Here is a 25,428-nt window from a genome sequence, read left to right as displayed (position 1 = left end):
CTCTAACCCGAGTAGAGCCTGGTGATGGCGTCGACCAGGTCCTCGAGCCCTGCGGGGTGGTGGTCGCGCCACCACGCGAGCCGGACGGGGATGCGCGGCCCCTCCTTGATGGGCCGGTAGGCGACGCCGGGCCGGGGGTGGTGGTGCGCGGTGGCCTCGGAGGTGGTGCCGACGCCGCGTCCCGCCGCGATCGCGTCGAGCCAGCTGTCCACATCGGTCGATTCGAGGAACCGGGGCGGCTGCTCGGCTCCCTCCCACAGGCTGCTGCTCGTGGTGCCGGCCCGCGGGTCGATGATCACGGTGCGCTCGGCGATCTCGGCCATGCTCAGCGCTCGCCTGCGCGCCCAGCGCGGGTCGTCGGAGGCGAAGGTGACCAGCCGTCGCTCCAACCCCACCACCACGGAGTCGAACCGCTTGTCGTCGACCGGCCGCCGCACGATCGCCACGTCGCACCGGCCCTCGGCCAGGCCCGCGGTGGTCGAGTTGTGGCGCACCAGTTCCAGGTCGAGCGTCTCGTGCCGGCGCGCCCACTCCCGCTGCAGCCGCGCGCTGTGCCTGCCCAGCGCGGCCCAGGCGTAGCCGAGCCGCAGAACGCCGTGGCGGGAGTGCAGGAACTCGGTGAACCTGTCGGCCTCGGCCAGCACCCGGCGGGCCGGTGGCAGCAGCTGCTGGCCTGTGCTGGTGAGCTCGCACCCGCGCGGAACCCGCCGCAGCAGCCGATCACCCACGCTCCGCTCCAGTCCCGCGATGGTGCGCGAGACCGCCGCCTGTGAGACGTAGAGCTGCGTCGCCGCCTCGGTGAACGAGCCGGCCTCGGCGACGGTGACGAAGAACCGCAGCTCACGCAGACTCCAGTCCATAACTTCAGCGTATGGCAGCGTCGAAACATGCACTAGGTTCATGGGCTCGCCGGTACTTACGGTGCGGGTATGGACAGCGTCGAGACCGTACGGCGCCCGGCCGGTGCCGGGCAGCTCTCCGCCGCGACGGCGAACCCACGCCAGCGCGGTGGGGGCATCGCACTGATGCTCGCCAGCTCGGCGTCCAACCAGACCGGCGCGGCCGTGGGTGCCACGGCGTTCCCCGTGATCGGACCGGTCGGCGTGGTCGCGGTGCGGCAGCTGGTCACCGCACTGGTGCTCACACCGATCGTGCGCCCGCGGCTGCGTGGCCTGCGCGCGGACCAGTGGTGGCCGATCCTCGGCCTGGTCGCGGTGTTCAGCGTGATGAACCTCAGCCTGTACGCCGCGATCGACCGCGTGGGACTCGGCCTGGCCGTGACCCTGGAGTTCCTCGGCCCGCTCACGGTCGCCATCGCGGGTTCCCGGAGACCGCTCGATCTCGGGTGCGCCGTGCTGGCCGGTGCCGGTGTGGTGGTGCTGACCAGTCCGGGGCCGACCACCGACGTCGTCGGGATCGGCCTGGCGCTGCTGGCCGCGACGGCGTGGGGCTGCTACATCCTGCTCAATCGCACGCTCGGCCAGCGGCTGCCGGGGTTGCAGGGCACGGCGGTGGCCAGTGTGGTCACAGCGGGCGCGTGGTTGCCGATCGCGATCGGCTGGTTCGCTGCGCACCCGCCGACCGCGGCGGCGCTCGGGCTCGCCATCGGCTGCGGGTTGCTGTCGTCGATCGTGCCCTACGTCGCCGACCTGGTCGCCCTGCGCCGGGTCCCCGCACCACTGTTCGGCACGTTCACCAGCGTCAACCCGGTGTGGGCCGCACTGGCGGGCTGGCTGCTGCTCCACCAGGCTCTCGAGGCCCACGAGTGGACGGGGATCGGGCTGATCGTGCTGAGCAACGTGGTGGTCTCGGTGCGCGGGTTCGCGCGGACACCGGCTCCCTAGCGGGAGTCGCGATCCGCCCAGTGTTCGCGGACCAGGGCGGTCGCGGTGTCGGGGTCGGCGCCGAGTTCCCTGGCCCGCGCGGCGAACTCCTCGGCCGCCTCGCGGAGCAGTTCGCCGGGATCGGGACGGCCGGTGGGCGCCGTGACGAACGTGCCTCTGGCCCTCGCCGTGGCGACCCAGCCCGCGGCCTCCAGCTCCCGGTAGGCGCGGGCCACCGTCCCCGAGGCGAGACCGAGGTCGCGGGAGAGCTGGCGAATCGGTGGCAGTCGCGTGCCCTCGGTCAGTGCCCCGATCGAGATCGCGCGCACGATCTGGTCCTGCACCTGTCGCCACGGGGCCAGCCCGCTCTCGGTGTCGACGACGATGCGCAGGGGCATCAGCCCGCCCGGGCCGCGATCGCGGGCAGCCGCCGGGGCGGCGACGCGATCGCGATCATCGCGGCGATCGACACCACGAACCCGACGAACTCGGGGAACGCGTTGACCTGCCAGCACATCGCCGCGACAGTCCCGATTCCCAGCCCCAGCGCCACTCGTGCGCTGCGGTGCCGCAGTGCCAGGTCGACCCGTCGCGTGCCCTGGACCGGTCGCCGGACGGCGAGCGCCATGATCAGCCAGGACGCGACGGCGGCTCCGGCGGCCACGGCGAGCGCGGGCCAGTCCGCGCGGACCACGACGTAGGTGAGCGCGGCGATCTCCGCGACCGCGGTGACAATGAGTGTCCACATCGGAGCGAAGTCGCGCACTCCTCGGTGCTCCAGCGTCGCCTCCCGTCGCGTCTGCATCGCCGGGCGCTGCGCGAACAGCTCCGCCAGCAGACCGCCGAGCACCAGTGTGGCGCCGATGACGCCCAGTGTGTTGTCGTCGCCGAACCCGATCGCCGCGAGCGGAGTCGGCAGGGCGAGGAACAGCCACGGGTACCAGAACCGGCGACGGCGCAGGTACTGCATCGCGATGTCGGTCTCGTCCTGCGCCGGATCGTCGATGCCCCATTTGGCCAGCAGCTTGTGAGCGCTCCTCTCGGTGGGCCACAACGCGGTGAGGATGGCCAGCCCGACCAGCCCCAGGACGAGAGCCACGCCGAGCGTCGATCCCAGGTTCATCGTCAACTCCGTTCTTGTATCAAGCAGATAGTACAAGAGTGGAGGTGTCCCGCAAGGCGAGCGTCGATCACGTCGCCCGTCGGGCGAATCCGCCTCGAGTGAGGGTCGTCTGCTGGCAGGACCGGGAGCATGGTTGTGCACACCGAGCCTGTCGGCGGCGGGTCCGGGCGGTCGGTCGTGGTGTGGATGCGGTGCCTGGACTAGACCGGCGTGCTCAGTGCGAGAAAGCGCCCGGTTGCCAGTGTTTCTCGGTGGTGATTTTCCTTACTGTGCACCGAGTTCTGCCGCTAGAGTGCTGCCGTGACCGAACCCCCGAGATCGACGCCGTCCTCGCGTCGAGTTCCGTTCCTGGCGTCCACGGCGATCGTGCTCCTCGTCGTCGCCGCTGCCGCCGTGATTCCGGTGTGGCTGGACGACGAGCCCGCGCCGGCGCCGCCGGATCTGGCCCCCGTCGTGGCACTCGCCGAGCACGACGTCTGCGCCGACCGGGTCGTGCTCTATGTCCGGGCCGACGCGGAGATGACCCGGATCGCCGAGGCCGTGCGCGACGACCGGCGGACGCGCAAGGTCTACACCGAAACCCAGGACGAGGCCCACGAGCGGCTCCAGCGGATCTACGCGGGACGTCCGCTGCCGCTCTCGCTCAGCGAGCGGGAGTCGCTGCCCTCCTCGGTGAGCGTCGTGGCCGCGGGCCGCGTCGATCTCCGGGAGTGGGCGGACGACCTCGCCGCGGAGTTCCCCGGCGCGACGGTCGACCCGATGATCCGGGCGGAGATCGTGCGGAGCCTGGCCGCGAGCTCCTTGCCGTCGGAGCTCGAGCCGTGCCCGACCAGCGGTGAGCGCGACTGATCCGGAGGGTGCCACGAGAGGCGTCGTGATGCTTCAATCACCCGGTGACCGATGACTCCGCAACTCCGACCGTCGTGTCCGCCGGCCGTGAGATCGCCGCGAACGCGGACCGGATCTTCGACCTGATCGCCGACCCCACCAGGCAACCGAGCTGGGACGGCAACGAGAACCTCGCCGAAGCGCCCGAGGGACAACGCGTTCGCGGGGTGGGGGAGGTGTTCACGATGCTGCTGACGCAGGGCACCGTGCGGGAAAACCACGTCGTGGAGTTCGAGGAGGGGCGGCGCATCGCCTGGCTGCCCTCCGAGCCGGGCGCGCAACCGCCGGGTCACCTTTGGCGCTGGGAGCTGGAGCCGCTCGACGAGGGCCGCACCCGCGTGACCCACACCTACGACTGGTCCGGCCTGACCGACGAGAAGCGCCTCGTCCGCGCTCGCGCGACGACGGCGGAGCGGCTGCGCGCCTCGCTGGACCGGCTTGCCGAGGTCGCCGAAGCGGAGTGACCCGGACTGACCTGGACCAAGCACCGTCACGGCGCCGGGCAGGTCCCCGGCTCGGTGCTGCCGCCGTGGGTGAAGGACACCACGGCATGGGTCACGCCGGTGTCGCCGCTCTGCGTCCGGACGCCGAGCGCGGTGCACACGAGCTGGTCGACACCGAGGGGTCCGACGTCGCGGCGGGCCAGCGGCACGTTCACGGTGAGGACGGTGCCGGCGACCGTCACCGTCGGGCCCAGCGACTCGACCCGGGGCAGGTCCGAGCGCAGCCCGTCGCTGGACCCGTCGCCGATCCGCAGCAGCAGGTCGACGGCGTTGGTGACGTCGCCGAGCCGCGAGCTCTGCGTCAGCTGTCCTCGCAGCTCGCCGCGATCGTCGACGAAGTACAGCGTCACCCCGGGCGCGACGCCGGTCGGCGCATCACCACCGTCGAGCACGCCGCTCGCGTCGATCCCGCATCCGGTGAGCAACGTCGCCGCCGCGGCGAGCGCCGGTGCGAGCCTGCTCCTGCTCATGTGTCCTCCCGGGGAAACCGGCGCAGAGTGGCGACGAACCGGGCGCCTGCTCCCGGCTCGTCGCCCGCCACGACGTCGCCGCCGTGCAGCCGGGCGTTCTCGAGGGCGAGCGCCAGCCCGAGCCCGCTGCCCTCCGACCGCGTCCGCGCTGCGTCGGCCTTGTAGAAGCGCTCGAACACCCGATGCCGTCCGCCCTCCGGCAGGCCGGGACCGTGGTCGACGACGGTCACCTCGACCTGCTCGTCGTCCGCGCGCAGCCGCACCAGCACCGGCGGGCGGCCGTGGGTGAACGCGTTGCCGACGAGGTTCGCCACCAGCACGTCGAGCCGCCGCCGGTCCAGCACCGCGGTGACGTCGTCCGGCGCGTCCAGTTCCACCTGATCGAGCAGGCCGCGGGCGCGCAGGCAGTCCTCGACGGCCCGGCGCACCCACACCTGCTCCCGGCGCAGGCTCGCCGTGCCGGAGTCGAAGCGCGACACCTCGATCAGGTCCTCCACCAGCCGGGTCAGCTTGCGGGTCTCCTCCACCGCGAGCAGCGTCGACTCCCGCGCGTCCGGGGTCATCCGTTGTGCCTCGCCCTCCAGGACCTCGGCGACCGCGGTCAGCGTGGTGAGCGGTGTGCGCAGCTCGTGCGACACGTCGGCGACGAACCGCCGGGAGTCGGCCTCCATCCTGCGCAGCTCGTCCACCGAGTCCTGCAGCTCCGCCGCCATGTGGTTGAACGTGGCCGACAGCTCGGCCAGCTCGTCCGATCCCCGGACCCGCAGGCGCGCGTCGAGGTCGCCGTCGGCGAGCCTGCGCGCGGTGCCGCCCAGCTCGCGCACCGGCCGCAGCACACCGCCCGCGGCGAACAAGGCCAGCACGATCGCCAGCGGCAGCGCCAGCGCGCTGGTGCGCACCGCCGCCTCCGCCGAGGCGTCGATCCGCTGCTGGGTCGGGGTGAGATCGCGGACGGCGTAGACCTCGATCCCGGACGGTGCCCGCGCGCCGTCCACGGAGGTCCGCATCACCGGCGTGCCCACCAGCAACCTCGGCCCCTCGTCCGAGGTGACCCGCTGGAACACCAGGGCCTCGCGGTCGCGGACCTCGGCGCGCAGCTCGCCGGTGAGCAGGCCGAGTCCGGTGCCCTCCGCGGAGCTCAGCGAGCCGTAGGTGACCAGCGCGGGCGCGCCGACCGCCGCCCGCAGGCGGTCCAGCGCACCCTGGTCGGGCGGGTAAGTCAGGTCGGCGGTCACCGCGGCAACCCGGCGCCGGATCTCGTCGGTGGCGCGCTGCTGGGCCTCGTCCACCATGGAGCCGCGGGCGGAGCCGTAGCTCGCCCACGCCGCCGCGACCGCGCCGATCACGGTGACCAGCACGAACGCCAGCACCAACCGGACCCGGAGCCCGCGCGGTCTCATACGGGCCCGAAGCGGTAGCCGAAACCCCGCACGGTCTGCACGAACACCGGCGAGGCCGGGTCGGTCTCGATCTTCGCGCGCAGCCGCTGCACGCAGTTGTCGACCAGCCGGGAGTCGCCGAGATAGTCGTGCTCCCACACCGATTCCAGCAGCTGCTGGCGACTGAGCACCTGGCCCGGCGTCCGGGACAGCTCCAGCAGCACCCGCAGTTCGGTCGGGGTCAGCGTCACCGGCTCGCCGTCCTTGGCGACGGTCATGCCGCCCCGGTCCAGCACGAGCCCGGCGTGGGTCTCGACGCGCTGCGGTTCCGCGACGCCCCGGCGCAGCACGGCCCTGATGCGCGCGTCGAGCACCCGCGGCTCCACGGGTTTCACCACGTAGTCGTCGGCTCCGGCCTCCAGTCCGCTCACCACGTCGAAGTCGTCGCCCCTCGCGGTGACCATGATGATGGGCACGCCCGAGTCGGCCCGCAGCCTGCGGCACACCTCGAATCCGTCGATCCCGGGCAGCATGAGGTCGAGCACCACCACCTCCGGCCGTTCGGCCCGCGACTGCCGCAGCCCGTCCTCGCCGGTCTCCGCGGCGCGGACCCGGTGCCCGTGCCGCCCGAGTGCCATGCCGAGGCTGCGGCGGATGGCGGGGTCGTCCTCGATCAGCAGAACCTGTGCCACGGGAACGATTATCGGGTCAGGCCGGTGTGGACGCCCGGTGTGCGCGACTCTGCGACGAGATCAGGACATTCCGTGGACGTCGTGCCGACATGCCGCGCCGATCGTCGGGAACATGACCACGAGAAACCTGACCCGGCGCCTGCTCGTCCCGCTCGCCGTGCTGCTCGCGCTCAGCGGCTGCAGCGCCGCCGCCTCGCCTCCGACGGAGCCCAAGCTGCTGCATCTGACCTTCGACGACGGTCCCGGCCGCGCGACCGGAGCCGTACTCGACGTCCTCGCGGACAACGACGCCGAGGCCGTGTTCTTCGCGCTCGGCGCCGACCTCGCGCAGCACCGCGACGTCACCCGGCGCGCGATCGCCGAGGGCAACGTCGTCGCCAACCACTCCTGGGCCCATGCTGACCTCACCCGACTCGATCCTGCGGCCTTGGACGCCGAACTGGACCGGACCACCGCCGCGCTGCGCGCCGTCGGCTCCACCAGCTCCTGCGTCCGCCCGCCGTACGGCAGCACGAACGACGAGGTGGACGCGCGGCTCGACGACCGGGGCCTGCGCAGCGTGCTGTGGAACGTCGACACCGAGGACTGGCGAAGGCCCGGAGCGTCGGTGATCGCCGAGCGCCTCGTCGACCAGGCGAGTCCCGGTGCGGTCGTCCTCCTGCACGACGGTGGCGGCGACCGCTCGGACACCGTGCAGGCGCTGCGCATCGCACTGCCGAAGCTGGCGGCACAGGGCTACGAGTTCACCACTGTGCCCGGCTGCTGACGAGCGTGCCGGTCCTTAATGGACGCTCAGTCGGCCTTGGTGCGGCGCGCGAAGAGCCACACCGCCAGACCGACGGCCATCGCGGTGATCACGAAGGCCCCCGGCACGTGCAGGTTCAGTGAGTCCGCGCTGCCCAGCGAGGCCTGGACCAGTGACAGCAGGAGCAACACCCCCGCCACCACGGCACCGATCCAGCTGACGGCGCCGCGCCAGGCCAGAAACGCCAGCGTGAGCGTCAACAGCCCGGACGTGACGTGCAGCAGCAGCGCGCCGGTGCCGTGCAGGTCCAGCGCCTCGTTCTGCTGGACCAGCACGCCCGCGGTCCCGAACAACAGGACGACGGTCGCGACGGTCAGCACCGCGAACAGCCGGGCGGCGACGAGCCAGGACTTCACGGGCGAGGTCCGAGGTTCTACCGAAGTCATGATCGCCAGTATCCCGGCTCCCGCCCGCAAAAGCACGGTTCAGTTCACAGGTTCGGACCCACTAGCCACGGGGCGGTGTCGCGACCAGCAGCTCGGCGGTGAGCCGGGCCGCGAGCGAGCGGACCAGCAGCGTGGGCTTGCCCGCCGCCGCGGAGGCCGCCCGGCGCATCGGCTCGTCGAAGCCCATGCAGTCGAGCACGATCAGGTCCACGTCCCCGGCGATCCGCTTGGCGGCCGCCGCGGACGCGGACTCCCCGTCGGCGTAGGGGTTCGCGGCGTCGGCGGCGGCGATGGGACGGCCGAGCGAGCGCTCCCACGCGGGCAGCGCGTCGGGCAGCTGCTCGGGCAGCGGCCGGATGATCCCGATGCGCGGTTCGCTTCCGAACCCGGCCACGCCGTGGTGGGCCAGTTGCTCGACGAGCAGCAGCGGCGTGCGGTGCGGCATGTCCGGGAACGCGCCGCTGCAGGCCAGCAGCACCACGTCGGCGCCGTCGTCCTCGGCGCGGGCGATGGCTTCGCCGATCAGCGGCAGCGCCTGGTCGTGGCCGAACACCGCGGACCCGCCGTCGGCCAGGCGCGAGGTCACGGCGTGCTCGCCGGGCCGGGGCGCGAGGTCCGCGATCTGCGCTGCGTCGAGCCCGTCGAGCGCGCCGTGCTCGATGATCCGGCACGGCGGCAGCGTCGCGCGCAGTTCGGGCACCAGGTCCGTGCGGGGAGCCTGGCCGATCGTGACGAGGCCGAGCGTGGGTTCCGTCATGGTCACTGCACCACCTTCGAGGTCGCTGCGATGGCGTCGCCGGCGATCATGCCGGCGCCGACGAGGGCGAGTTCCTTGTCCGCGCGGGGGCCGCGCAGCTTGCGGTAGATGAACCTGATCGCGAGGGCGCCGACCACCAGCCAGCCCGCGTCCGCCGTGGCCACCAGCAGACCGGTCGCCAGCAGCACGCCGAGCTGGCGGCTGCTGCCGCCGATGAGCTGGATGATCGCGCCGGGCACGGCCCAGATCGCCAGCGAGAGCAGGACGTCGGGGTCGGAGAGTCCCTGCAGGATCGTGGTGGCGTACACCTCGGCCACCGGCGGCACCTCGCCCGCGGTGAAGTAGCGCTCCCACAGCAGCGCCACGACCACGGCGGCGACGACGAAGCCGATCATCGAGGCGAAGTACTGCTGCCGACGGCCCGAGAGCTCGAACCGGCGTCCTCCCGGTTCGTCGCGCCGCAGGATCCAGCCCGCTTTGAGGTCGTAGCCCATGTCGGCGAACGCGGGTCCGGTCGCGGCGCAGTAGCCGGTCAGCACGGCCAGCGGCAGTCCGGGGATGCCGAGCAGCAGACCGAACAACAGGAAGATCAGTGTGACCGCGAACGCCGGGAACCAGCCCGCGTGCATGGCGGCGAGCCCGACGATGATCTCGTGCACGAGCGCGGCGACCCCGGCGAACACGATCCAGCCGATGATGCCCAGCACGCTCATGTCGGCCGCGATCCCGCTGATCAGCGCCAGCAGCAGGGCGCCGCCGAGGAACAACCCGAGCCCCTCGGCCAGCCCTCGGCTGCCGGAGCGGGCCTCGGCGGGCGCGGTCGGCTCGTCGGCCGCCGGTGCCTCCGAGATCTCGGAGGTCTCGGAGGTCTCGGAGGACGCAGTGGTCTCCGGCTCCGCGAGAGTGCTGTCCGCGCGCTCGGCGTCGGCCGTCCTCGACCGGCGGCGGAGCAGGATCGCGCTTGCCTGTACCAGCGCCACGATGCCCGCACCGATCATGAGCCCGTGCGGCAGGTAGAGCCCCTCGAGGTCGATGTTGAGCAGGTCCGGTGCGTACTGGGCGGTGAGCAGCCCGAGCCCGAACATGCTGAGCGCCCACGCGTTGCCGATCAGGGCGACACCCGCGGCGGACATCGACAGCCCGGCGAGCGATCCGGCGAGACCGACGGCACCCGCGGCGCCGAGGATCATGGCCTGCTTGCCGCCCCGGTCACCCGCCTTGATCGTCTCGGCGGCCGCGACACCGGGTGGCCACGCCGCCTCGGCGGGCAGCGCTGGGCTGCCGAACAGGCGGTACAGGACGTAGCCGTCGACGAACAGCGCCACCACGGCGCCGATCAGCATCGGCCAGACCAGGTCGGCGCGCCCGAACGCGAACAACACCGCCATCGGGGTCAGCAGGGAGTTGGCCGCGGAGAACGTGGCGGCCGAGATCGACGTCTGAGCCAGGTTCTGCCGGTGTGGCGAGCGCATCGACTTGAGCCCGCCGACCGAGACTCTGCCGATCAGCATCGCCAGCAGCGCGCCGACGATCGAGGTGTTCGCCGTGACACCGAGTGTGGTGATCATGTGCATGCCGACCACGGCGCCGAGCACGCTCAGGCCGAGAGTGGTCGCGAGCACGACCGGCTCGATGACGCGGGGGTGGCGGTGGGTCGGGTCGGAGACCTGACGCGACCGGTTCACTGCTGACATGGGGGTCCTTGGGACAGAGAGTGAGGAGGCGGATCAGCGGGCCGCGCCGGGCTGGTAGCCCAGCGTCAGTTCCCGCGCGCGGATCCGGACCGTGGCGGCGATGCTCTCGGCCCGGTCGCGCATGTTGTCCGCGGCTCCCGCGATGGCCAGTGAGCCGATCACGGCGCCCGCGACGAAAACGGGAGCGGCGACGGCCATGACCTGGGTGTGGTATTCGCCTTCGCTGACCGCGACGCCCTGTTCGCGGACGTCCGCGTGCCGGGCGAGCAGTGCGTCGACGGAGGTGATCGATCCCCGGGTCATCGGGGTGAGGTGACCGGTGAACAGTTGCCGTACGTGGTCGGCGGGCAACTGGGCGAAGATGGCGTGCCCGCTCGCCCCGCCGTGGCCGGGGTAGAGCTGGCCGATGGCGGCGGAGTAGCGCAGCGGTCCCGGGTAGTCGACCGCGGCGGCACAGCGGTAGTGGTGGCCGTCGGGCACGTTGAACACCGCGCTGAGCTCGAACTCGTGGGCCAGGTCGTGCAGCGTGGGGGGAATGGCTCCGTCGAGCCCGATGCTGCGTTCGGCGCGGCGGCCCAGTCCCAGCAGAGCGGGCCCGAGCCGGTACCGCCGGGTGTTGGCGTTCACGGTCAGAAACCCGCGGGCGGCCAGTGTGGCGAGCATGCGCTGCACCTGGGACTTGTCGAGGCCCAGCTCTCGGGCCAGCTCCACGACGCCGCGCTCGGGTCGTTCGTCGGTGAACGCACCGAGCACGACCAGGGCGCGATCCACCGTCCGAAGTGGTCCCGCGGGGTTCTCGTCCACTGTCACTGCCTTTGTCTGTTGCTGATAATGAGACGCTGTTGCATTTAGCGCGCCTCATGGCACACGATCCTCACAGGAAATGTCAACGGGTTCGCCGCGCCGCTCGTGTTACGAGTTCGTGTCGCGCCGACCAGGATTTGAGGAGGCTCTGTCGTGCCCTGGCGCCAGGTCATCGAGGCCGAGGAACTGCTGGACGACCCGGCCGTCACCGGGAAGTCTGTCGCCGACTGGCTGCGCGGAGCCGGTGTCGAGGACGTCACCGTGCGGACCGTCACCGAGGCGAAGGGATCGACCGACTTCATCAAGGTCGTGATCCCCGGCTCGGCGGGCCGCACCGCCGGTGGCGACGCGCCCACTCTCGGTGTGATCGGCAGGCTCGGCGGCATCGGGGCCAGGCCCGAGCAGATCGGTTTCGTGTCCGATGGGGACGGTGCGCTCACGGTCGTCACCGTCGCGGCCAAGCTCGCCACCATGCGCAAGCGTGGCGACGTGCTGCCCGGCGACGTCGTGCTGACCACGCACATCTGCCCGAACGCCCCGACCCGGCCGCACGACCCCGTGCCGTTCATGGACTCGCCGGTGGCCTTCGCCACCACCAACGAGTACGAAGTGGACGAACGGATGGACGCGATCCTCTCCGTGGACACCACGAAGGGCAACCGGATCCTCAACCACCGCGGGTTCGCCCTCACGCCGACGATCAAGGAGGGCTGGATCCTGCGGGTCCGCGAGGACCTGCTGAACGTCGCCGCGATCACCACGGGCGCCCACCCGGTGGTGCTGCCCGTGACGACGCAGGACATCACCCCCTACGGCAACGGCGTGCACCACATCAACTCGCTGCTCCAGCCGTCGGTGGCCACGACGGCCCCGGTCGTGGGCGTGGCGATCACCACCGAGTCGGCTGTTCCCGGCTCCGCGACCGGCGCGACCGACCTGACGAGCGTGGAGTCCGCCGCGCGCTTCTGCATCGAGGCGGCCAAGGAGTTTGGAGCCGGTCGCGCGCAGTTCTACGACCGCGACGAGTTCGCCCTGCTCGAGCGCACCTACGGCTCGCTCAACCACCTGCGCGGCGAGGCGGCCGCCCGGTGAGTGCCGCGCCGTTCGTCGGCGTGGTCAGGGTGCTGACCACGTCCGACCAGGAACTGCTGACCGCGCACGGCCGGGCCATCACCGACGAGCACGGCATCGCCACGCGCTCGGTGTGCATCCCCGACCAGCCGCACGGTGTTTTCGACCCCGACAGCCACGCGGCGGCGGCGCCCAAGATCGTCGCGGAGTCCGTCGCGCTGGCGGAGTCGGGAGCTGCGGCGATCGTCATCAGCTGCGCGGCCGATCCGGCGCTGGCCGAGGCCAGGGCCGCCGTGCCGGTTCCGGTGCTCGGGGCGGGGTCGACCTCGGCAGCGGTCGCCGCGGCCGTGAGCAACGACGTGGGCGTGCTGGGCATCAACGACCAGGCTCCCGAGGCCGTCTCGGCTGTGCTGGGCTCGCGCCTCGTCGCCTATCGCAGGCCCGAGGGCGTGCGCAAGACCACCGACCTGCTCACCGAGCAGGGCAGGCGCGCCTCGCTGGCGGCGGTGGGCGCGCTCGTCGACGACGGCGCGTCCACGATCCTGTTCAGCTGCACGGGCCTGACCTCGATCGCGCTCGGCCCCGAGGCGCGGGCGGCGTGGAGCGTGCCGGTGGTGGACGCGGTGCGAGCCACCGGGTCGATCGCGGCCCTGCACGTGGCACGCTGACGCGGGCCGGAACTCCACAGCCGAGAGGAACACGCCCGTGGAACTGATGCTGCTGTCCAACTCCGCCAACCACGGCGCCGAGCGGCTCTCCCACGCCCGCGACGCGCTGGCCGAGTTCTACGCGGGCCGCGACGTGTGGTTCGTGCCCTACGCACTCGCCGATCACGACGGCTACACGCAGGTGATGGCCGAGGCCTTCGCCCGCAGCGGTCTCCGGCTGCGCGGACTGCACACCGAGGCCGACCCCGCCGCGACGATGGCCTCGGCCGACGCGGTGTTCATCGGCGGTGGCAACTCGTTCCGGCTGCTGCGCACCCTGCAGCGAAAGGGACTCGTCGGCGCGATCCGGGACGCGGTCAGGGGCGGCGCCCGCTACGGCGGAGCCAGCGCGGGCACCAACATGGCGTGCCCGACGCTGCGCACCACCAACGACATGCCCATCGTCGAGCCCGACAGCTTCGACGCCATCGGGCTCATCGGGTTCCAGATCAACCCCCACTACCTGGACCCCGACCCCCACAGCACGCACATGGGCGAGACCAGGGAGAAGCGGCTCGCGGAGTTCCACGAGGAGAACGACATCGCCGTGCTCGGGCTGCGCGAGGGCGCGTGGCTGCGGGTCAACGGAACCGGTGTGACGCTGCACGGGCACACCGCGCGGTTGTTCCGGCGGGGCCAGTCGCCCGAGGAGTTCACGCCCGGTGCGCGGTTCGACGTCCTCGGCGTGCCGCTGACCGACTCCGCGCGCTGAAAACGCGAGGTCTCGCCGCTCGGCCTGCGCGAGCGTAGGGTCACCGGCATCCGCCGGTAGTACTCGAGGGGGTGGCCGGTGACCCGACCAGTGCCCACGGACGAGCGGCCCGGACTGCGCGGCTCGCTCGGTCCCGTCTCTCTGGTGCTCGCGATTCTCGGCTGGTTGGTGCCGTTCGGTGAGGTGCTCTCCGTTCTCGCGCTCGGTGCGGGCGCACTCGCGCTGTGGCTCGGACGGCGCCTGCGGCTGGACGGCTTCGCGGTCGCGGGCTGCTGCATCGCCTCGGCCCAGCTGTTCTTTGCGCTGTTGCTCTGGACGATGGAGCTGTCCGGGCACTGACGGGCTCGCTCGGCCCAGCTCGGTGCGCTGCGGCACCGGCCACGGCGCCGAGGAGGCCGTGCTCAGCGACGAGCGCCGTGCAGCCCGGTGGCGGCCACGGCGATCGCCACCGTGAGCGCGAGCGTCACCGGCAGCAGCGACCAGCCCGTTCGCGCCGCCACCGCCACCAGCGCGGTGCTCACCAGTACCGAGGCCACGGCCGCGGGTACTTGTCGCGAGCGGGCGTAGAGCATCGCCCATCTCATCCGGTCGTCCCGCCGGTGAGGATCTCGAGCTGGTCGCCCCGGCAGGTCAGCCCCGCCTCCCTGACCGCGATGACGCGGCTGCGCTGTTCCTCGTCGGGCAGCGCGCGCAGCGCGGCCCACGACCGTTCGAGCACCGGCCGCAGGTCCACATCGGACACACTGTGCCCGCGCAGCGGTGTCGGCTCGCCGGTGAACCAGCCCGCCATGACCGTTCGCGCGGCACGCTCGTGCAGCGCGGCGTCGGTGGTCTCCTCCCACGCCGGATAGCACGACGGTGTTCCGGCTCCCGCGAGCAACGACCGCGTCACGTCGTCGGGCTCGGTGGCGGAGCGCAGGGACGGCGTCATGAGGTCGACGAGCACGGTGTCCCCGGCACGGGGCGGCACCTCGTCGGGCGAGACGGCGTGATCGACCTCGGCGATGCGCGACGGTGCGCCCGGCAGCGTGGCGAGCAGCCGCAGCGCCCGCTCGCCCGGCCCGGAGCGCCGGGCGAGTTCGTTCTCGTGGATCGCGGTGACGCACACCGGACCGTCGCAGACCTGCTCCGTCGCCCGGGAGTCCACGACCGTGGCCTCGGCCATCGACCCGGGGACCGGGCCCGGATGGTGACGGCGGACCAGGGCGGCCACGGCACGTACCTGATCGGCGAGAACCAGTGTGCCAACGACGCGGTGACGACGTTCCTGAAGACAGGACCGCGTCCCGAGGGTGACCTCACGTGCGTGGCCGAACCCGCCTGACGCCCTAACCGTGCCAGCTGGTGATCCGATCCTGGAGCAGCCGGTTGGCACGGCGCTGCTGGTCGTTGAGCGTCTGCTCGCTGTAGGCCGCCAGCAGCGGGAGGGCGTCGGCGCCGACCTCGATGTCGGGCAGCGCCTCGAGGACGGGGCGGTAGTGCTCCGCGAAGTCCTCGGCGAGCTGCTCGACGTCGCGCTCCGGGGTGTCCGGGCCGAGTTCGGCGAAGCGCCTCAGCAGCGCCGTCGCGCCCGGCGTCAGCGCGCTGGCCCGCCCCAGGAATCCGGCCAGTGCGGTGGTTCCCTGCTCGCCGACCAGGTGCGCGAGCAGGACCATCTGCTCGCGCTCGTGGCGCGCCAGATCGGGAGCGATGTCCGCGGTGGCGCTGAGCGACGCTCCGTACGACGCCAGCGCGGGTGGGAGGTCGGGCAGCGCGCCGTGGCGGCGGAGTCCGGCGATCACGGCCCGCCTGCTGGTGAGCCGCTCGATCTCGGCGGCGGCCTGCTGGTCCAGCTCGTCGAGCAGCTCGTCGGCGGCCACCTGGTCGTCGAGTACGTCCGGCAGTGCCGCGAGCGGGACGCCGAGCCCCGTCAGGCGGCTGATCCGCAGGATCCGCACCAGGTGCCGCACGTCGTAGTCGCGGTAGCCGTTGACCGAGCGCTCGGGTTCCTCGAGCAGACCGATCTGGTGGTAGTGCCGCAGGGTGCGGACGGTGACCCCGGCGAGTGCGGCGAGTTCACTGCTGCGCAACGGTCTGCTCCTTCGGCTCCAGGTCGGTCAGTGCCCGCGACCCGACGACGGCGACGAGCACGACCAGCCACACGGCGGTGACGGCCAGACCCGCCAGGACGGGGGAACCGTACTCGGCGACGGCCCCGGCGAGCCCGATGCCCGCCGGTGCGGCGACCTGCAGGAACGAGTTCTGCAGGCTGAGCACCCTGCCGCGCAGGGTTTCCGGGATGCGCTCGGCCTGCAGGACTCCCACCACGGCGCCCAGCAGGGCGTTGGACACGCCGACCAGTGCCGCGCCCGCGAACACCGTCGCCGGTGCGGCGAGCGTGGCGATGAGCACGAACCCGGTCGTGGTCCCGGCCAGCGCGATGGTCATCCAGAACCTGCGCGACCTGCGGGTGCCGACGGCCGCGAACAGGCCCGCGCCGGCGAGCATCCCGATCGCCAGTGCCGTCAGGACGAACCCGAGCAGATCGGGCCGGCCGATAACGCTGAAGTACAGCGGCAGCACCAGGCCCTGCAACCCGCCGACCACCGTCGCGAGGCCGACCGTGAGGCCGACCATCCCGGTCAGGAAGCGGCTGCGGCGCAGCACCCCCACACCGGCGACCAGTTGTGCCCACACCGACGCCCGCTCGCCCGGTGCACTGTCGATGCGGCCGAAGTGACGCGGCATCAACGCGGTGAGCAGCGCGGCCGTCGCCGAGGTCGCCGCCGTGACGAGCAGGACCGTGCTGCCGTCGAACAGCGCGAGCAGGCCGCCCGCCGCCGCGGGCCCGATCACCAGTCCCATCGAGGTCAGCGACTGTCGCAGGCCGACCAGTCGTTCGAGCGGGATGCCGGTGTGCCGCGCGACCGCGGGGACGAGCACCTCGCGCGCCGTCATCCCGGGGACGTCGCCGAACGAGCCGACGATCGCGAGCGCCACGAACCACCACAGGTTCAGTCCCCACAGCACCTCGACGAGCGGGATCGCCGCGACCGCACCGGCCGAGACGACGTCGGCGAGCACCGAGCAGTTCCTCCGGTTGACCCGGTCGAGCACGACTCCGGCGAACAGTCCGACCAGCAGCGCGGGCCCTGCGGTGGCGGTCGAGACCGCGCTGACGCTGAGCGGGCTGCCCGTGGTCTGCAGGACGATCAGCGGCAGCGCGACCGCGACGATCCCGTTGCCCAGCAGGCTCAGGAAGTGTGAGCCGAGGTAGACGATCGCGACGAATGGCATGGGCACAGCAGAAACCGTGACGTCGGGTCGGGGTCAACTCCGCGCCGCGATCGGGTGGTCGTCGCGTGGCCCGGATCACCTCCGCCTTGAGCCCGACGCGACGTCAGGGTGTGTCCTCGGTGTCGACGCAGCCGGAGGAAGGGATGAGAACAGTGACCAGACTGTCCGATGCGGACTACGCACGAGCCGAGCAGATGCTGGCGCCGAACCGGGCACTGCGGGTGCCCGGCGCGGTGCAGCCGCGATGGCTGGCCGGGGGAGCGCGGTTCGCCTATCAGGCCGGGTCACGGTTCGTCGTGGTCGACCCGGCCGAGGGCACCAAGCGCGACGCGGTCGACGCCGACCGGCTCGCCGCGGCATTGTCGGCGGCCTCGGGCCACGCGGTGGAGGCCACCGACCTGCCGATCACTTCGGTGGAGCTCGGGGACTCCGTCCGGTTCTCGGCGTTCGATGCGCGGTGGGAGTTCCGTTCTGGTGAGTGTGTCCGGGTGGAAAGGGACCGGCCCGAGGGGCCGGGCGAGGTGGCCTCACCCGACAAGAAGTGGTGCGCGTTCCGCCGCGACGGCGACATCTGGGTCCGCTCCCGCGACGGCGAGCAGGAGTTCGCGCTCACCGACGACGCCGAGCCGGACTTCGGCTACGGCGTCACCGTCGACGCGCTGAGTTCGCGGACGCTGCTGCGGGCGTTCGGGCTCGAACCCGCGCCGGTGCTGGTGTGGTCGCCCGACTCGACGCGGATCCTGACCCACCGGCTCGACCAGCGCGCGCTCGCCGAGCAGGTGCTCGTGGAGTCCGCTCCCCGCGACGGCGGCAGGCCCGTGGCGCACCGCTACCGCTACCCGATCGCGGGCGACGAGACCACGGCGACGGCGTCGTGGACGGTCCTCGACGTCACCACGCGCGAGATCGTGCGCCAGCAGGGCGAGCCCTTCCTGGCGACCCATCCGTCGATGCTGGAGGAGTTCCGGTGGTGGACCGGAAAGCAGGGCGAGGCGGTGCACTTCCTGCACCAGTCCCGCGACGGGCTCGCACTGGAGCTGCGCAGGCTCGACCCGGCCACCGGCGAGGTGACGACGGTGCTGGCCGAGACCGGCCGGACCCGCGTCGACCCGACCCCGGAGTACTGGGAGCCGCCGATGGCGCGCGTGCTCGACTCCGGTGAGGTCCTGTGGTGGTCGCAGCGCGACGGCTGGGGTCACCTCTACCTCTACCCGGCCGAGGCGACCGTGCCCACGCAGCTCACCTCGGGACAGTGGCTCGTGCGCCGCGTGCTGTGGGTCGACGAAGAGCGCAGGCAGGTGTGGTTCGTCGCCGCCGGGCTGGTGGACGGTGACCCCTACGTCCGTCAGATCTGCCGGATCGGGCTCGACGGCACCGGTTTCGCGCGCCTGACCGACGACGAGTTCGACCACGACGCGATCAGCCCGCCCGAGGGCGGTTACCTCGTCGACCGCGCCTCGACGGTGAGCACGCCGCCGCGGTCGGCGGTGCTCGACGGCGACGGGCTGGTACTGGTGGAGCTGGAGTCACCGGACGCGAGCGAGCTCGCCGCCCTCGGCTGGACGCCGCCGGAACGGTTCCGCACGACCGCGGCGGACGGCAAGACCTCGATCTACGGCCTGCTCTGGCGCCCGCACGGCTTCGACCCGGATCGCCGTTACCCGGTGATCGACCACAGCTATCCCGGGCCGCAGGTGTGCCGCACCGCGTCGTCGTTCGACAACACCGGGACCGGAGATCCGGAGGCGCTCGCCGCACTGGGCTTCGCCGTCGTCGCCATCGACGGTCGTGGAACACCTGGCCGTGGCAAGGCGTTCCACGACTACTCCTACGGCGCGCTCGGCGAGTCCAGCGAGCTGGCCGACCACGTCGCGGCGATTCGCGAGCTCGGCCACCGGTACCCGTGGCTGGACACGGAGCGGGTCGGCATGACCGGGCACTCCGGCGGCGGGTTCGCCACCGCCCGCGCACTGCTGACGCATCCGGAGTTCTACTCGGTCGGGGTCGCCGTGGCGGGAAACCACGACAGCGGTGTCTACCTCTCGATGTGGGCCGAGCAGTACCACGGCGACGTCAGCGACGAGGGCAAGCGCGCGATCTCCAACACCGCGCTGGCCGCGAACCTGCGCGGCAAGCTGCTGCTCATGCACGGCGAGCTCGACGACAACGTGCACCCATACCAGACGCTGCGCCTGGCCGACGCGCTGATCGAGGCCGACAAGGACTTCGACCTGCTACTGGTGCCCGGTGTCGAGCACGCGATGTTCGGCCGCATGCACTACGTGACCCGTCGCCTGTGGGACTACTTCGTGCGGCACCTGCACGGCGCCGAGCCGCCGGAGTACCGGCTGGCGAAGCTGCCGCTGCCGTCCGGTTCGGTGCTGATGTAAGCGCTACTGGTCCTGGGCGGTGCGGGTGTGCCGCTCCAGGATCTCCAGCACGTGCTCGTAGTCCTGTCCCGTCGCCCGGCTCATGCCGAGCTCGCAGGTGCGGTTGCACGAGGCCCAGGCGTCGGCGTCGAGCCCGGCGAGCTCGGCCGCCTGCGGCGCGGTGGCCGCCGCGGTCAGCTCCGGGTGGAGCAGGCCGCGGTCGCCCGCGAAACCGCAGCAGCCCCACGAGTCGGGCACCACGACGTCGGCCGCGACCGCACCGGCGAGGCGCCGCAACGGTTCCACCAGACCGAGCTGGGTCGCCGAGCACGTGGGGTGCAGCACGATCCGGTCCAGTCGCCCGGACACGGTGAGCTTCGGCAGCAGGTGCTCGGCGGCGAAGCCGACGGCGTCGACGACCCGCAGCGACCGGTACCGCTCCGGCCCGCCGTCGATCATCACCCGCAGCCCCTCGGTGCACGACGACGCGTCGCTGACCACTGGCAGCGCGCCCTGCCCGCTCGCCTCCCACAGCGCGGGCAGCACCCGCTCGGCCATCGCGGCGGCGCCGTCGCGCAGCCCCTTCGACTTCCACGGGGTCCCGCAGCACAGGGAACCCAGCCGCGCGGGCGCCGTCGGGCGCACGCCCGCGCGGTGGCACAGCCGCACGAACGCCGCGGCGGCGCCGTCGGAGCCGGTGCCGGAGCCTGTGCCGGAGCCTGTGCCCGAGCCGAACATCGCCGTGGTGCACGAGGAGAACAGCACGAGGTCGGCCGCGGTGTCGACCAGGCCCTCGGGCACGCGCGCGCCGCCCCCGCCGGGCAGATCCGGCGACCACAGCGGCACCTGCTCCGGGTCGCCGACCGCGCGCGCGGCCGCGGTGACCTTCCCTGCGAGGTCACCTGGCAGAGCCCGCGCGGCCGTCAGCGCGGCGCCCGCGAGCCTCGTGGTGGCGCCCCAGTGCTTCGCGGCGACCGTCCACGCCTTCGCGGCCGTCTTCTGTGGACGTTCGGCGCGGAGCCGCCGCACCAGGTCGCCGGTGTTGATCAGCACGGGGCAGGCGGTGGCGCACATGCCGTCCACGGCGCAGGTGTCCACGCCGTCGTAGGCGAAGTCCTGCTCGAGCTCGGCGACCAGCGTGTGATTTCCGGCCTGCCTGGCACGTTCCAGCTCACGGCGCAGCACGATCCGCTGCCTCGGCGTGGTCGTGAGGTCGCGGCTCGGGCAGACCGGCTCGCAGAACCCGCACTCCACGCAACGGTCTACTTCGGACTCCACCTCGGGCGCCGACTTGAGGTCGGACAGGTGCGCGGTGGGGTCGTCGTCGAGGATCACGCCGGGGCTGAGCAGCCCGGCCGGGTCGCAGAGCCGCTTGATCTCGCGCATCACGTCGTAGAGGTCGTCGCCGTACTGGCGGCGGACGAACGGCGTCATCATCCGGCCCGTGCCGTGCTCGGCCTTGAGAGTGCCGCCGTGGCCGAGCACGAGGTCCACCATGTCGTCGGTGAAGCGCCCGAACCGGTCGCGGCCGCCACCGTCGCCGAGGCGCTCGGTGAGCATGAAGTGGATGTTGCCGTCCTTCGCGTGGCCGAAGATCACGGCGTGCTCGTAACCGTGCTCGCCGAACAGCCCGATCAGGCCCTCGCAGGTGGGCAGCAGCTCCGGCACGGGCACGGCGATGTCCTCCAGCAGTGCCGCGGTTCCGGACGGGCGGGCCTCGGCGACCTTGGCGTAGAGGCCCTTGCGCAGCTGCCACAGCGCTGCCTTCGACGCCGGGTCCCCGGAGAGCTCGCGCGGACCCGTCAACGGCAGCGTCCGCAGCAGCGGCTCCGTGTCGGCGGCGAGGGCCTCGACCTCCTCCGCCGTGCTCGCCCGGTACTCGACGAGCAGTGCGGCATGCTGGTCGACGTCGAGCGCGCGCAGCCGCGGATCGGCTCCGGCGTCGGCCTGTCCGACCCGCAGCGACGTGGCATCGAGCAGCTCGATCGTCGCCGGTCCCGAGTCGACCAGCGCGGGCAGCGCCCGGTTGGCCTCGGCCAGGCCGGGAAACACCAGCAGACCCGTGCGCGTGTGGGCCAGCACGGGCACGGTGCGCATCACGATCGAGGCGATGAACGCGAGCGTGCCCTCGCTGCCCACCACCAGCCGCGCGAGGATGTCGGAGGGCCGGTCGTGGTCAAGGAATGAGTTCAGCCCGTAGCCCATGGTGTTCTTGAGCGAGAACTGCCGTTCGATGGTGCGCCGGGTGAGCTCGTCGCCGCGCAGCCGGTCGCGCAAGCGGGACAGTCCCGCCCACAGTCGCGGTTCCCTGGCGCGCAGTTCGTCGTCGGCGCCGGGCGTGCCGGTGTCCAGGACGGTTCCCGAGGGCAGCACCAGTTCCAGCGAGTCCAGCAACGCGTAGCTGTTCCCGGCCGTCCCGCACGCCATCCCGGAGGAGTTGTTGGCGACGACTCCTCCGAGCGTGCAGGCGACCTCGCTCGCCGGGTCCGGGCCGAGCATCCGGCCGTGGCGCGCCAGCCGCGCGTTCACCGCGCGCACGGTGGCGCCCGGACCCACGCGCACCCTCGCGCCGTCGTCGAGGACCTCGATGTCGCGGAAGTGCCGTCTGGTGTCGACCAGCACGCCGTCGGTGACGCTCTGGCCCGACAGGCTCGTGCCGCCGGAGCGGAAGGTCAGCGGGACACCGGTGCGCGCGGCGACCATGAACAGCCCGCCGACGTCGGTGGCCGAGGCGGCCGTGGCCACCGCGCGCGGGGTGCGCGCGAAGTGCGAGGCGTCGTGGGCGAGCCGGAGCCGGTCGATCGCGCGCGTGCGCACCTCGCCCCGGGGCAGCACCGCCTCCAGCTGGTCGTGCAGCTCCGCGGTGGTCGTGGTCTCGTCGGTACCCGGGAAGGGCTGGACGGTCATGGGTGCTCCTTCGCGAGTTGTCCGGTCTCCGCGCGCAGCAGTGAGCAGAGCAGCGGTTCGCGGTCCGGCGCCAGGCGAGAGGCCGGAGTCACGATGCCGATCGACAAGCCGTTCGGCCCGCCGTGGGCCGGCACCGCCAGCGCCGCGCCCGCGCTGTCGCTGCTGATGAGGCCGCGCACGATGCCGATGCCGTCGCGCTCGCGGGCCTCGTCGACGAGCCCGGCGATCACGTCGGGCGTCAGGTGGGGGAACTTACGGGTCACCTCGTCGGCGACGGCGGCCACGATCTCGTCGGCCTGCGCGGGCGGCATCGCCGCGAGGAACGCGACCCCGTTGGAGCCGACGCCGAGCGGCATCCGGTCGCCCACCTGAAGGACGTGGCTGCGCACCGGCCAGCGCCCCTCTTCGCGGTGGACGCAGACGTAGTGCAGGCCGCGCCGCACGGTCGCCACGGCGACGTCCTCGCACGCGGCCGCCACTCGGGTGGCGGCCACGAGCGCGTGCTGCCGGATGCCGTACCTGGCCTCGGCCGCGGCGCCGACCGCGTAGGCCTCGGGTCCGAGGCGGTACCGCCGGTCCGGGGCCTGTTCGACGTAGCCGGCGTGCAGCAGTTCGCGCAGGAGCCGGTGCACGGTGGGTTTGGTCAGCGCGGTCTCGTCGGTCACCTCGGCCACCGAGAGCCCGCCCCGGCGTTCCCCCGCGGCGATCAGGGTCAGCAGGTCCAGCGCGCGCCGTACGCTCTGCGACCCCTGACCGGCCTGGTCGCCCGCGCGAGGACGGTCGCCCGATCGTTCCACATCGTGGATCGATTGTTCTGTCATGGCCACGGCTCAGGAAGCTAAGGCCGTACTCGGTGGCTGTCAACTGTCACCATGTGGAACGCTACGTGGCCCGGTTCCCGGACTGTTCCAAGTGGACAGTGGGCCGGACGGCGTTTGATCTCGACGGTCCTCGGGTAGCCGTTCATCACCTGATCGTGGGATGCCAGGGTGGAGGAACACACACGATGCCGAGCCCCAAGAAGCTCAAGAAGTGGCGCTCGCAGGCGCAGGAGCACGCCGAGAACGCCGAGCACGCGGCCGATCGCGCGGAGGCCGCGTTGCGCAGGATCGAGGAGCTGACCGGCGCGTCGGCTCCGGGCAGTGCCGCGGGTGATCCGGCCGACTCGGAAGAACGCTCGCGCGTGTACACGTCGGTGCGTGGTGCGGACGACACTCCGCCCGCCGCCGCCGTGCCGTAACGCGCGAGCCCCAGGGGTAGGGGCCCGCCGCTTCGGACTCCAGTCCGGGCGGCGGGCCTTCTCCATGCCCTGTCCACAGTGGATCAGATTCGCCGGGTGCGCCGCCACAGCAGTGCGAGGGCCGCGAGCGCGAGAGCGACGTAGACGGCGCACTCGATCCAGTGCAGCGGAACGCGGTGCCCGATCGGGTGCAGCTCGGTCCAGCGTCCGGTGATGCCCGCGTTGTCCAGGCAGGCCGCGTCGTCCCGCGTGCACCCGACGACGGCGCCGTCCGGCAGCAGTTGCCCGCCCCGCACGTAGCCGGACGCGAGCGTCCACACCTCGGCGCTCCACGACGCTGTCACCGGGTGCAGGAGCACGTCCGGGGCGAACAGGTACGGCCGCACGAGGTCGGCGAGCACCTCCACCACGGTGACGGTGACGCCCGCGAGGGTCGCCGCGGTGAGCACGCGCCGCGCGAGCACCCCGAACAGCGCGCCCACGCTGAGCGCGAAGAGTCCCCTGACGAGGGGCAGCGCCCCGTACACACCTTCGGCCATGCCGTCGTACCACGGACCCGGTGCGACCACCTGGTGGTAGAGGGCCGCCGCGACCGCGAAGAGCAGCACCGGAGGCAGGCCGCCGACCAGCAGGTGTCCCGTGAGCCACCGGCCGCGGCTGACCGACTGGGACAACGCGAACAGGTGGGTGCCGTGCTCGAGCTCGCGTGCCAGCAGCGGCGCGGCGAACAGCGCGGCGAGCAGCGTCGGCCCCGCCAGGAGCACGTAGCCGAGGTAGTCGGCGGGCCGGTTGTTGGTGAGCCCCAGCGGGTCGGCGACCGGACTCGTGAGCTCCAGCGCGGAGAGCAGCACCAGCGCGAGGCAGAACGCGGCGAACGTGGCCGCGGCCGTGACGAGCGCGGCGCGGTGTTGCCGCCAGGCGAGCCAGATCATGCGGGCACCACCGATTCGGCCGCCGGATCCAGGTAGGCGAGGACGAGCTCGGGCAGGGTCGGCGCGTCGGCACGCCACTGCGCCGGCACGTCGAGCTCGCCGGTGCGGCGCACCAGCGCCGTGAGCTGTCGTCCCGTGTGACGCGAGCGCACCACGTCGTGAGCGCGGAGCCAGGCGGGAATCTCGCCCGCGGAACCGGTCAGCAGCAGGTGCTCGTCGAGCAGCGGCGCGAGCTCGCCCGCGAGGCGCACGCGACCGTGGTCGAGCAGGAGCAGGTGGTCGCACGTGTCGGCGAGGTCGTCGATCTCGTGCGAGGCGAGCAGCACGGTGGCGCCGGATTCGGCCGCCTCGCCGAGGATCGCGCGCAGTACGCGCCCGCGTGCCAGCGGGTCGAGTCCGGCGAGCGGTTCGTCGAGCAGCAGGACGTCCGGGTGCGGGCCCAGTGCCAGTGCGAGCGCCAGATGTACTCGTTCACCGCCGGACAGAGTGCGCACGCGTGCGGTGGGGGAGAGCTCTCCGAGCTCGGCGAGCCTGCGCGCGTAGGGCTCGTCCCAGCGCTCGCGGTTGAGCTCGCGCCCGAGGCGCAGCGTCTCCGCGACCGTCAGGTAGTCGTAGAGCGGGCGGCTCTGGCCGAGATGGCTCACCGCCGGTTGCGGTCGACGCCGGGGATCGGCGCCCAGGACCTCAGCGTACCCGGTGGTGGGCAGGTCCAGTCCCGCGAGCAGGCTCAGCAGGGTGGACTTGCCGCTGCCGTGTGCGCCGACCACGGCCGTGATCGCGCCCGCTGGCACGGCGAAGTCCGCCTCGCGCAGGGCCCAGGTCCGGTGGAAACGGCGCCCCAGCCCGCTCGCGCGGACGGCGCTGCCGCCGGTGGTGTCCAAAAGGGACAT

At 72.5% G+C, this 25,428-nt stretch carries 29 protein-coding genes; 11 read left to right on the top strand and 18 right to left on the bottom strand.

Features of this window, described 5'->3' with window-relative positions:
• Positions 1–2 precede the first annotated feature (2 nt).
• Positions 3–860 carry a LysR family transcriptional regulator gene (locus JHE00_RS05750; RefSeq protein ID WP_200315422.1) on the bottom strand — a complete coding sequence of 286 codons (858 nt, stop codon included), beginning with the start codon at positions 858–860 and terminating at the stop codon, positions 3–5.
• A gap of 69 nt (positions 861–929) precedes the next feature.
• Here JHE00_RS05750 and JHE00_RS05745 point away from each other — a divergent pair, with 69 nt between their 5' ends.
• Positions 930–1,844: an EamA family transporter gene (locus JHE00_RS05745; RefSeq protein WP_230422813.1), complete on the top strand. Its 915-nt coding sequence runs from the start codon at positions 930–932 to the stop codon at positions 1,842–1,844.
• Here JHE00_RS05745 and JHE00_RS05740 read toward each other — a convergent pair.
• Both JHE00_RS05740 and JHE00_RS05735 read right to left on the bottom strand, forming a co-directional pair.
• Positions 1,841–2,221, bottom strand: coding sequence for a GntR family transcriptional regulator (locus JHE00_RS05740; protein ID WP_200315420.1), 381 nt, complete (start codon positions 2,219–2,221; stop codon positions 1,841–1,843). The genes JHE00_RS05745 and JHE00_RS05740 overlap by 4 nt on opposite strands.
• Positions 2,221–2,946, bottom strand: a complete 726-nt coding sequence (locus JHE00_RS05735; RefSeq protein WP_200315418.1) for a hypothetical protein — start codon at positions 2,944–2,946, stop codon at positions 2,221–2,223. The genes JHE00_RS05740 and JHE00_RS05735 overlap by 1 nt, the downstream gene beginning before the upstream one ends.
• A 300-nt stretch (positions 2,947–3,246) precedes the next feature.
• Between JHE00_RS05735 and JHE00_RS05730 the strand changes: the two genes are divergently transcribed.
• On the top strand, positions 3,247–3,795 hold the full coding sequence (locus JHE00_RS05730; protein ID WP_200315416.1) for a hypothetical protein: 549 nt from the start codon (positions 3,247–3,249) through the stop codon (positions 3,793–3,795).
• Between the two features lie 44 nt (positions 3,796–3,839).
• Positions 3,840–4,298: an SRPBCC family protein gene (locus JHE00_RS05725; RefSeq protein ID WP_200315415.1), complete on the top strand. Its 459-nt coding sequence runs from the start codon at positions 3,840–3,842 to the stop codon at positions 4,296–4,298.
• 26 nt (positions 4,299–4,324) lie between these two features.
• On the opposite strand, the gene JHE00_RS05720 is transcribed toward JHE00_RS05725, so the two are convergent.
• From JHE00_RS05720 to JHE00_RS05710, 3 genes are read right to left on the bottom strand one after another with little or no spacing between them, the layout of a single operon-like run.
• Entirely contained in the window at positions 4,325–4,807 is a 483-nt protein-coding gene (locus tag JHE00_RS05720) for a hypothetical protein (RefSeq protein WP_200315413.1), read from the bottom strand.
• On the bottom strand, positions 4,804–6,177 hold the full coding sequence (locus JHE00_RS05715) for an ATP-binding protein (protein ID WP_372440358.1): 1,374 nt from the start codon (positions 6,175–6,177) through the stop codon (positions 4,804–4,806). Before JHE00_RS05715 ends, JHE00_RS05720 begins: the two co-directional genes overlap by 4 nt.
• Before the next feature lie 26 nt (positions 6,178–6,203).
• Complete coding sequence (locus JHE00_RS05710; RefSeq protein WP_200315409.1) at positions 6,204–6,878, bottom strand: response regulator; 675 nt, start codon at positions 6,876–6,878, stop codon at positions 6,204–6,206.
• A 112-nt stretch (positions 6,879–6,990) separates the two neighbouring features.
• On the opposite strand from JHE00_RS05710, the gene JHE00_RS05705 reads away from it, so the two are divergent.
• Positions 6,991–7,644: a polysaccharide deacetylase family protein gene (locus tag JHE00_RS05705; RefSeq protein ID WP_200315407.1), complete on the top strand. Its 654-nt coding sequence runs from the start codon at positions 6,991–6,993 to the stop codon at positions 7,642–7,644.
• 26 nt (positions 7,645–7,670) lie between these two features.
• Here the strand turns inward: JHE00_RS05705 and JHE00_RS05700 are convergent, their stop codons facing one another.
• From JHE00_RS05700 to JHE00_RS05685, 4 genes are all read right to left on the bottom strand, one after another.
• Complete coding sequence (locus JHE00_RS05700) at positions 7,671–8,069, bottom strand: hypothetical protein (RefSeq protein WP_200315405.1); 399 nt, start codon at positions 8,067–8,069, stop codon at positions 7,671–7,673.
• 61 nt (positions 8,070–8,130) lie between these two features.
• Entirely contained in the window at positions 8,131–8,826 is a 696-nt protein-coding gene (locus JHE00_RS05695; protein ID WP_200315403.1) for an AroM family protein, read from the bottom strand.
• Between the two features lie 2 nt (positions 8,827–8,828).
• Positions 8,829–10,520: an OPT/YSL family transporter gene (locus JHE00_RS05690; RefSeq protein WP_200315400.1), complete on the bottom strand. Its 1,692-nt coding sequence runs from the start codon at positions 10,518–10,520 to the stop codon at positions 8,829–8,831.
• Between the two features lie 33 nt (positions 10,521–10,553).
• Complete coding sequence (locus JHE00_RS05685; protein ID WP_200315398.1) at positions 10,554–11,324, bottom strand: IclR family transcriptional regulator; 771 nt, start codon at positions 11,322–11,324, stop codon at positions 10,554–10,556.
• Between the two features lie 153 nt (positions 11,325–11,477).
• Here JHE00_RS05685 and JHE00_RS05680 point away from each other — a divergent pair, with 153 nt between their 5' ends.
• The 4 genes from JHE00_RS05680 to JHE00_RS05665 all read left to right on the top strand — a co-directional run bounded on the left by JHE00_RS05680 (position 11,478) and on the right by JHE00_RS05665 (position 14,153).
• A complete protein-coding gene (locus JHE00_RS05680) occupies positions 11,478–12,416 on the top strand; it encodes a DUF1177 domain-containing protein (protein ID WP_200315396.1) in 939 nt (312 codons plus the stop codon).
• Positions 12,413–13,063, top strand: coding sequence for an aspartate/glutamate racemase family protein (locus JHE00_RS05675; RefSeq protein ID WP_200315394.1), 651 nt, complete (start codon positions 12,413–12,415; stop codon positions 13,061–13,063). The genes JHE00_RS05680 and JHE00_RS05675 overlap by 4 nt, the downstream gene beginning before the upstream one ends.
• 46 nt (positions 13,064–13,109) lie before the next feature.
• Complete coding sequence (gene pepE / locus JHE00_RS05670; protein ID WP_230423102.1) at positions 13,110–13,814, top strand: dipeptidase PepE; 705 nt, start codon at positions 13,110–13,112, stop codon at positions 13,812–13,814.
• Positions 13,815–13,892: 78 nt separating this feature from the next.
• Positions 13,893–14,153: a hypothetical protein gene (locus JHE00_RS05665; protein WP_200315390.1), complete on the top strand. Its 261-nt coding sequence runs from the start codon at positions 13,893–13,895 to the stop codon at positions 14,151–14,153.
• 62 nt (positions 14,154–14,215) lie between these two features.
• On the opposite strand, the gene JHE00_RS05660 is transcribed toward JHE00_RS05665, so the two are convergent.
• Together JHE00_RS05660 and JHE00_RS05655 are read right to left on the bottom strand one after the other, a co-directional pair.
• Positions 14,216–14,398: a hypothetical protein gene (locus JHE00_RS05660; protein WP_200315388.1), complete on the bottom strand. Its 183-nt coding sequence runs from the start codon at positions 14,396–14,398 to the stop codon at positions 14,216–14,218.
• Positions 14,395–14,979, bottom strand: coding sequence for a hypothetical protein (locus JHE00_RS05655; RefSeq protein WP_200315386.1), 585 nt, complete (start codon positions 14,977–14,979; stop codon positions 14,395–14,397). The genes JHE00_RS05660 and JHE00_RS05655 overlap by 4 nt, the downstream gene beginning before the upstream one ends.
• 21 nt (positions 14,980–15,000) lie before the next feature.
• Between JHE00_RS05655 and JHE00_RS05650 the strand changes: the two genes are divergently transcribed.
• Complete coding sequence (locus JHE00_RS05650) at positions 15,001–15,138, top strand: alpha/beta hydrolase (protein ID WP_200315384.1); 138 nt, start codon at positions 15,001–15,003, stop codon at positions 15,136–15,138.
• Positions 15,139–15,142: 4 nt separating this feature from the next.
• Here the strand turns inward: JHE00_RS05650 and JHE00_RS05645 are convergent, their stop codons facing one another.
• Both JHE00_RS05645 and JHE00_RS05640 read right to left on the bottom strand, forming a co-directional pair.
• Positions 15,143–15,883 (bottom strand): MerR family transcriptional regulator, encoded by a 741-nt coding sequence (locus tag JHE00_RS05645; protein WP_200315382.1) that lies wholly within the window; start codon positions 15,881–15,883, stop codon positions 15,143–15,145.
• The gene (locus JHE00_RS05640) at positions 15,870–17,090 is read right to left on the bottom strand and encodes an MFS transporter (RefSeq protein ID WP_230422812.1); all 1,221 of its coding nucleotides are present in this window, start codon (positions 17,088–17,090) and stop codon (positions 15,870–15,872) included. Before JHE00_RS05640 ends, JHE00_RS05645 begins: the two co-directional genes overlap by 14 nt.
• Positions 17,091–17,233: 143 nt before the next feature.
• On the opposite strand from JHE00_RS05640, the gene JHE00_RS05635 reads away from it, so the two are divergent.
• The gene (locus JHE00_RS05635; protein WP_200315378.1) at positions 17,234–19,480 is read left to right on the top strand and encodes a S9 family peptidase; all 2,247 of its coding nucleotides are present in this window, start codon (positions 17,234–17,236) and stop codon (positions 19,478–19,480) included.
• A 3-nt stretch (positions 19,481–19,483) separates the two neighbouring features.
• Here JHE00_RS05635 and JHE00_RS05630 read toward each other — a convergent pair whose 3' ends face one another.
• Together JHE00_RS05630 and JHE00_RS05625 are read right to left on the bottom strand one after the other, a co-directional pair.
• Entirely contained in the window at positions 19,484–22,366 is a 2,883-nt protein-coding gene (locus JHE00_RS05630) for an FAD-binding and (Fe-S)-binding domain-containing protein (RefSeq protein WP_200315376.1), read from the bottom strand.
• Positions 22,363–23,187 (bottom strand): IclR family transcriptional regulator, encoded by an 825-nt coding sequence (locus tag JHE00_RS05625; protein ID WP_200315374.1) that lies wholly within the window; start codon positions 23,185–23,187, stop codon positions 22,363–22,365. Before JHE00_RS05625 ends, JHE00_RS05630 begins: the two co-directional genes overlap by 4 nt.
• A 185-nt stretch (positions 23,188–23,372) precedes the next feature.
• On the opposite strand from JHE00_RS05625, the gene JHE00_RS05620 reads away from it, so the two are divergent.
• Complete coding sequence (locus tag JHE00_RS05620; RefSeq protein ID WP_200315372.1) at positions 23,373–23,606, top strand: hypothetical protein; 234 nt, start codon at positions 23,373–23,375, stop codon at positions 23,604–23,606.
• Between the two features lie 83 nt (positions 23,607–23,689).
• Here JHE00_RS05620 and JHE00_RS05615 read toward each other — a convergent pair whose 3' ends face one another.
• Both JHE00_RS05615 and JHE00_RS05610 read right to left on the bottom strand, forming a co-directional pair.
• Positions 23,690–24,538, bottom strand: coding sequence for an ABC-2 membrane transporter-related protein (locus JHE00_RS05615; RefSeq protein ID WP_200315370.1), 849 nt, complete (start codon positions 24,536–24,538; stop codon positions 23,690–23,692).
• Positions 24,535–25,428, bottom strand: coding sequence for an ATP-binding cassette domain-containing protein (locus JHE00_RS05610; RefSeq protein ID WP_200315368.1), 894 nt, complete (start codon positions 25,426–25,428; stop codon positions 24,535–24,537). The genes JHE00_RS05615 and JHE00_RS05610 overlap by 4 nt, the downstream gene beginning before the upstream one ends.

It is taken from the genome of Prauserella cavernicola (genome assembly GCF_016595675.1).
Taxonomy (GTDB): domain Bacteria; phylum Actinomycetota; class Actinomycetes; order Mycobacteriales; family Pseudonocardiaceae; genus Prauserella_A; species Prauserella_A cavernicola.
This window is presented reverse-complemented; position numbering and strand designations above follow the sequence as displayed.

Excerpts from the sequence above, each read along its gene's own strand:
- JHE00_RS05750 (WP_200315422.1), bottom strand. The coding sequence starts at position 860 with ATGGACTGGAGTCTGCGTGAGCTGCGGTTCTTCGTCACCGTCGCCGAG.
- JHE00_RS05745 (WP_230422813.1), top strand. The coding sequence starts at position 930 with ATGGACAGCGTCGAGACCGTACGGCGCCCGGCCGGTGCCGGGCAGCTC.
- JHE00_RS05740 (WP_200315420.1), bottom strand. The coding sequence starts at position 2,221 with ATGCCCCTGCGCATCGTCGTCGACACCGAGAGCGGGCTGGCCCCGTGG.
- JHE00_RS05735 (WP_200315418.1), bottom strand. The coding sequence starts at position 2,946 with ATGAACCTGGGATCGACGCTCGGCGTGGCTCTCGTCCTGGGGCTGGTC.
- JHE00_RS05720 (WP_200315413.1), bottom strand. The coding sequence starts at position 4,807 with ATGAGCAGGAGCAGGCTCGCACCGGCGCTCGCCGCGGCGGCGACGTTG.
- JHE00_RS05705 (WP_200315407.1), top strand. The coding sequence starts at position 6,991 with ATGACCACGAGAAACCTGACCCGGCGCCTGCTCGTCCCGCTCGCCGTG.
- JHE00_RS05700 (WP_200315405.1), bottom strand. The coding sequence starts at position 8,069 with ATGACTTCGGTAGAACCTCGGACCTCGCCCGTGAAGTCCTGGCTCGTC.
- JHE00_RS05695 (WP_200315403.1), bottom strand. The coding sequence starts at position 8,826 with ATGACGGAACCCACGCTCGGCCTCGTCACGATCGGCCAGGCTCCCCGC.
- JHE00_RS05690 (WP_200315400.1), bottom strand. The coding sequence starts at position 10,520 with ATGTCAGCAGTGAACCGGTCGCGTCAGGTCTCCGACCCGACCCACCGC.
- pepE (WP_230423102.1), top strand. The coding sequence starts at position 13,110 with ATGCTGCTGTCCAACTCCGCCAACCACGGCGCCGAGCGGCTCTCCCAC.
- JHE00_RS05660 (WP_200315388.1), bottom strand. The coding sequence starts at position 14,398 with ATGAGATGGGCGATGCTCTACGCCCGCTCGCGACAAGTACCCGCGGCC.
- JHE00_RS05655 (WP_200315386.1), bottom strand. The coding sequence starts at position 14,979 with ATGGCCGAGGCCACGGTCGTGGACTCCCGGGCGACGGAGCAGGTCTGC.
- JHE00_RS05650 (WP_200315384.1), top strand. The coding sequence starts at position 15,001 with ATGGTGACGGCGGACCAGGGCGGCCACGGCACGTACCTGATCGGCGAG.
- JHE00_RS05640 (WP_230422812.1), bottom strand. The coding sequence starts at position 17,090 with ATGCCATTCGTCGCGATCGTCTACCTCGGCTCACACTTCCTGAGCCTG.
- JHE00_RS05635 (WP_200315378.1), top strand. The coding sequence starts at position 17,234 with ATGAGAACAGTGACCAGACTGTCCGATGCGGACTACGCACGAGCCGAG.
- JHE00_RS05630 (WP_200315376.1), bottom strand. The coding sequence starts at position 22,366 with ATGACCGTCCAGCCCTTCCCGGGTACCGACGAGACCACGACCACCGCG.
- JHE00_RS05625 (WP_200315374.1), bottom strand. The coding sequence starts at position 23,187 with ATGACAGAACAATCGATCCACGATGTGGAACGATCGGGCGACCGTCCT.
- JHE00_RS05620 (WP_200315372.1), top strand. The coding sequence starts at position 23,373 with ATGCCGAGCCCCAAGAAGCTCAAGAAGTGGCGCTCGCAGGCGCAGGAG.
- JHE00_RS05615 (WP_200315370.1), bottom strand. The coding sequence starts at position 24,538 with ATGATCTGGCTCGCCTGGCGGCAACACCGCGCCGCGCTCGTCACGGCC.
- JHE00_RS05610 (WP_200315368.1), bottom strand. The coding sequence starts at position 25,428 with ATGTCCCTTTTGGACACCACCGGCGGCAGCGCCGTCCGCGCGAGCGGG.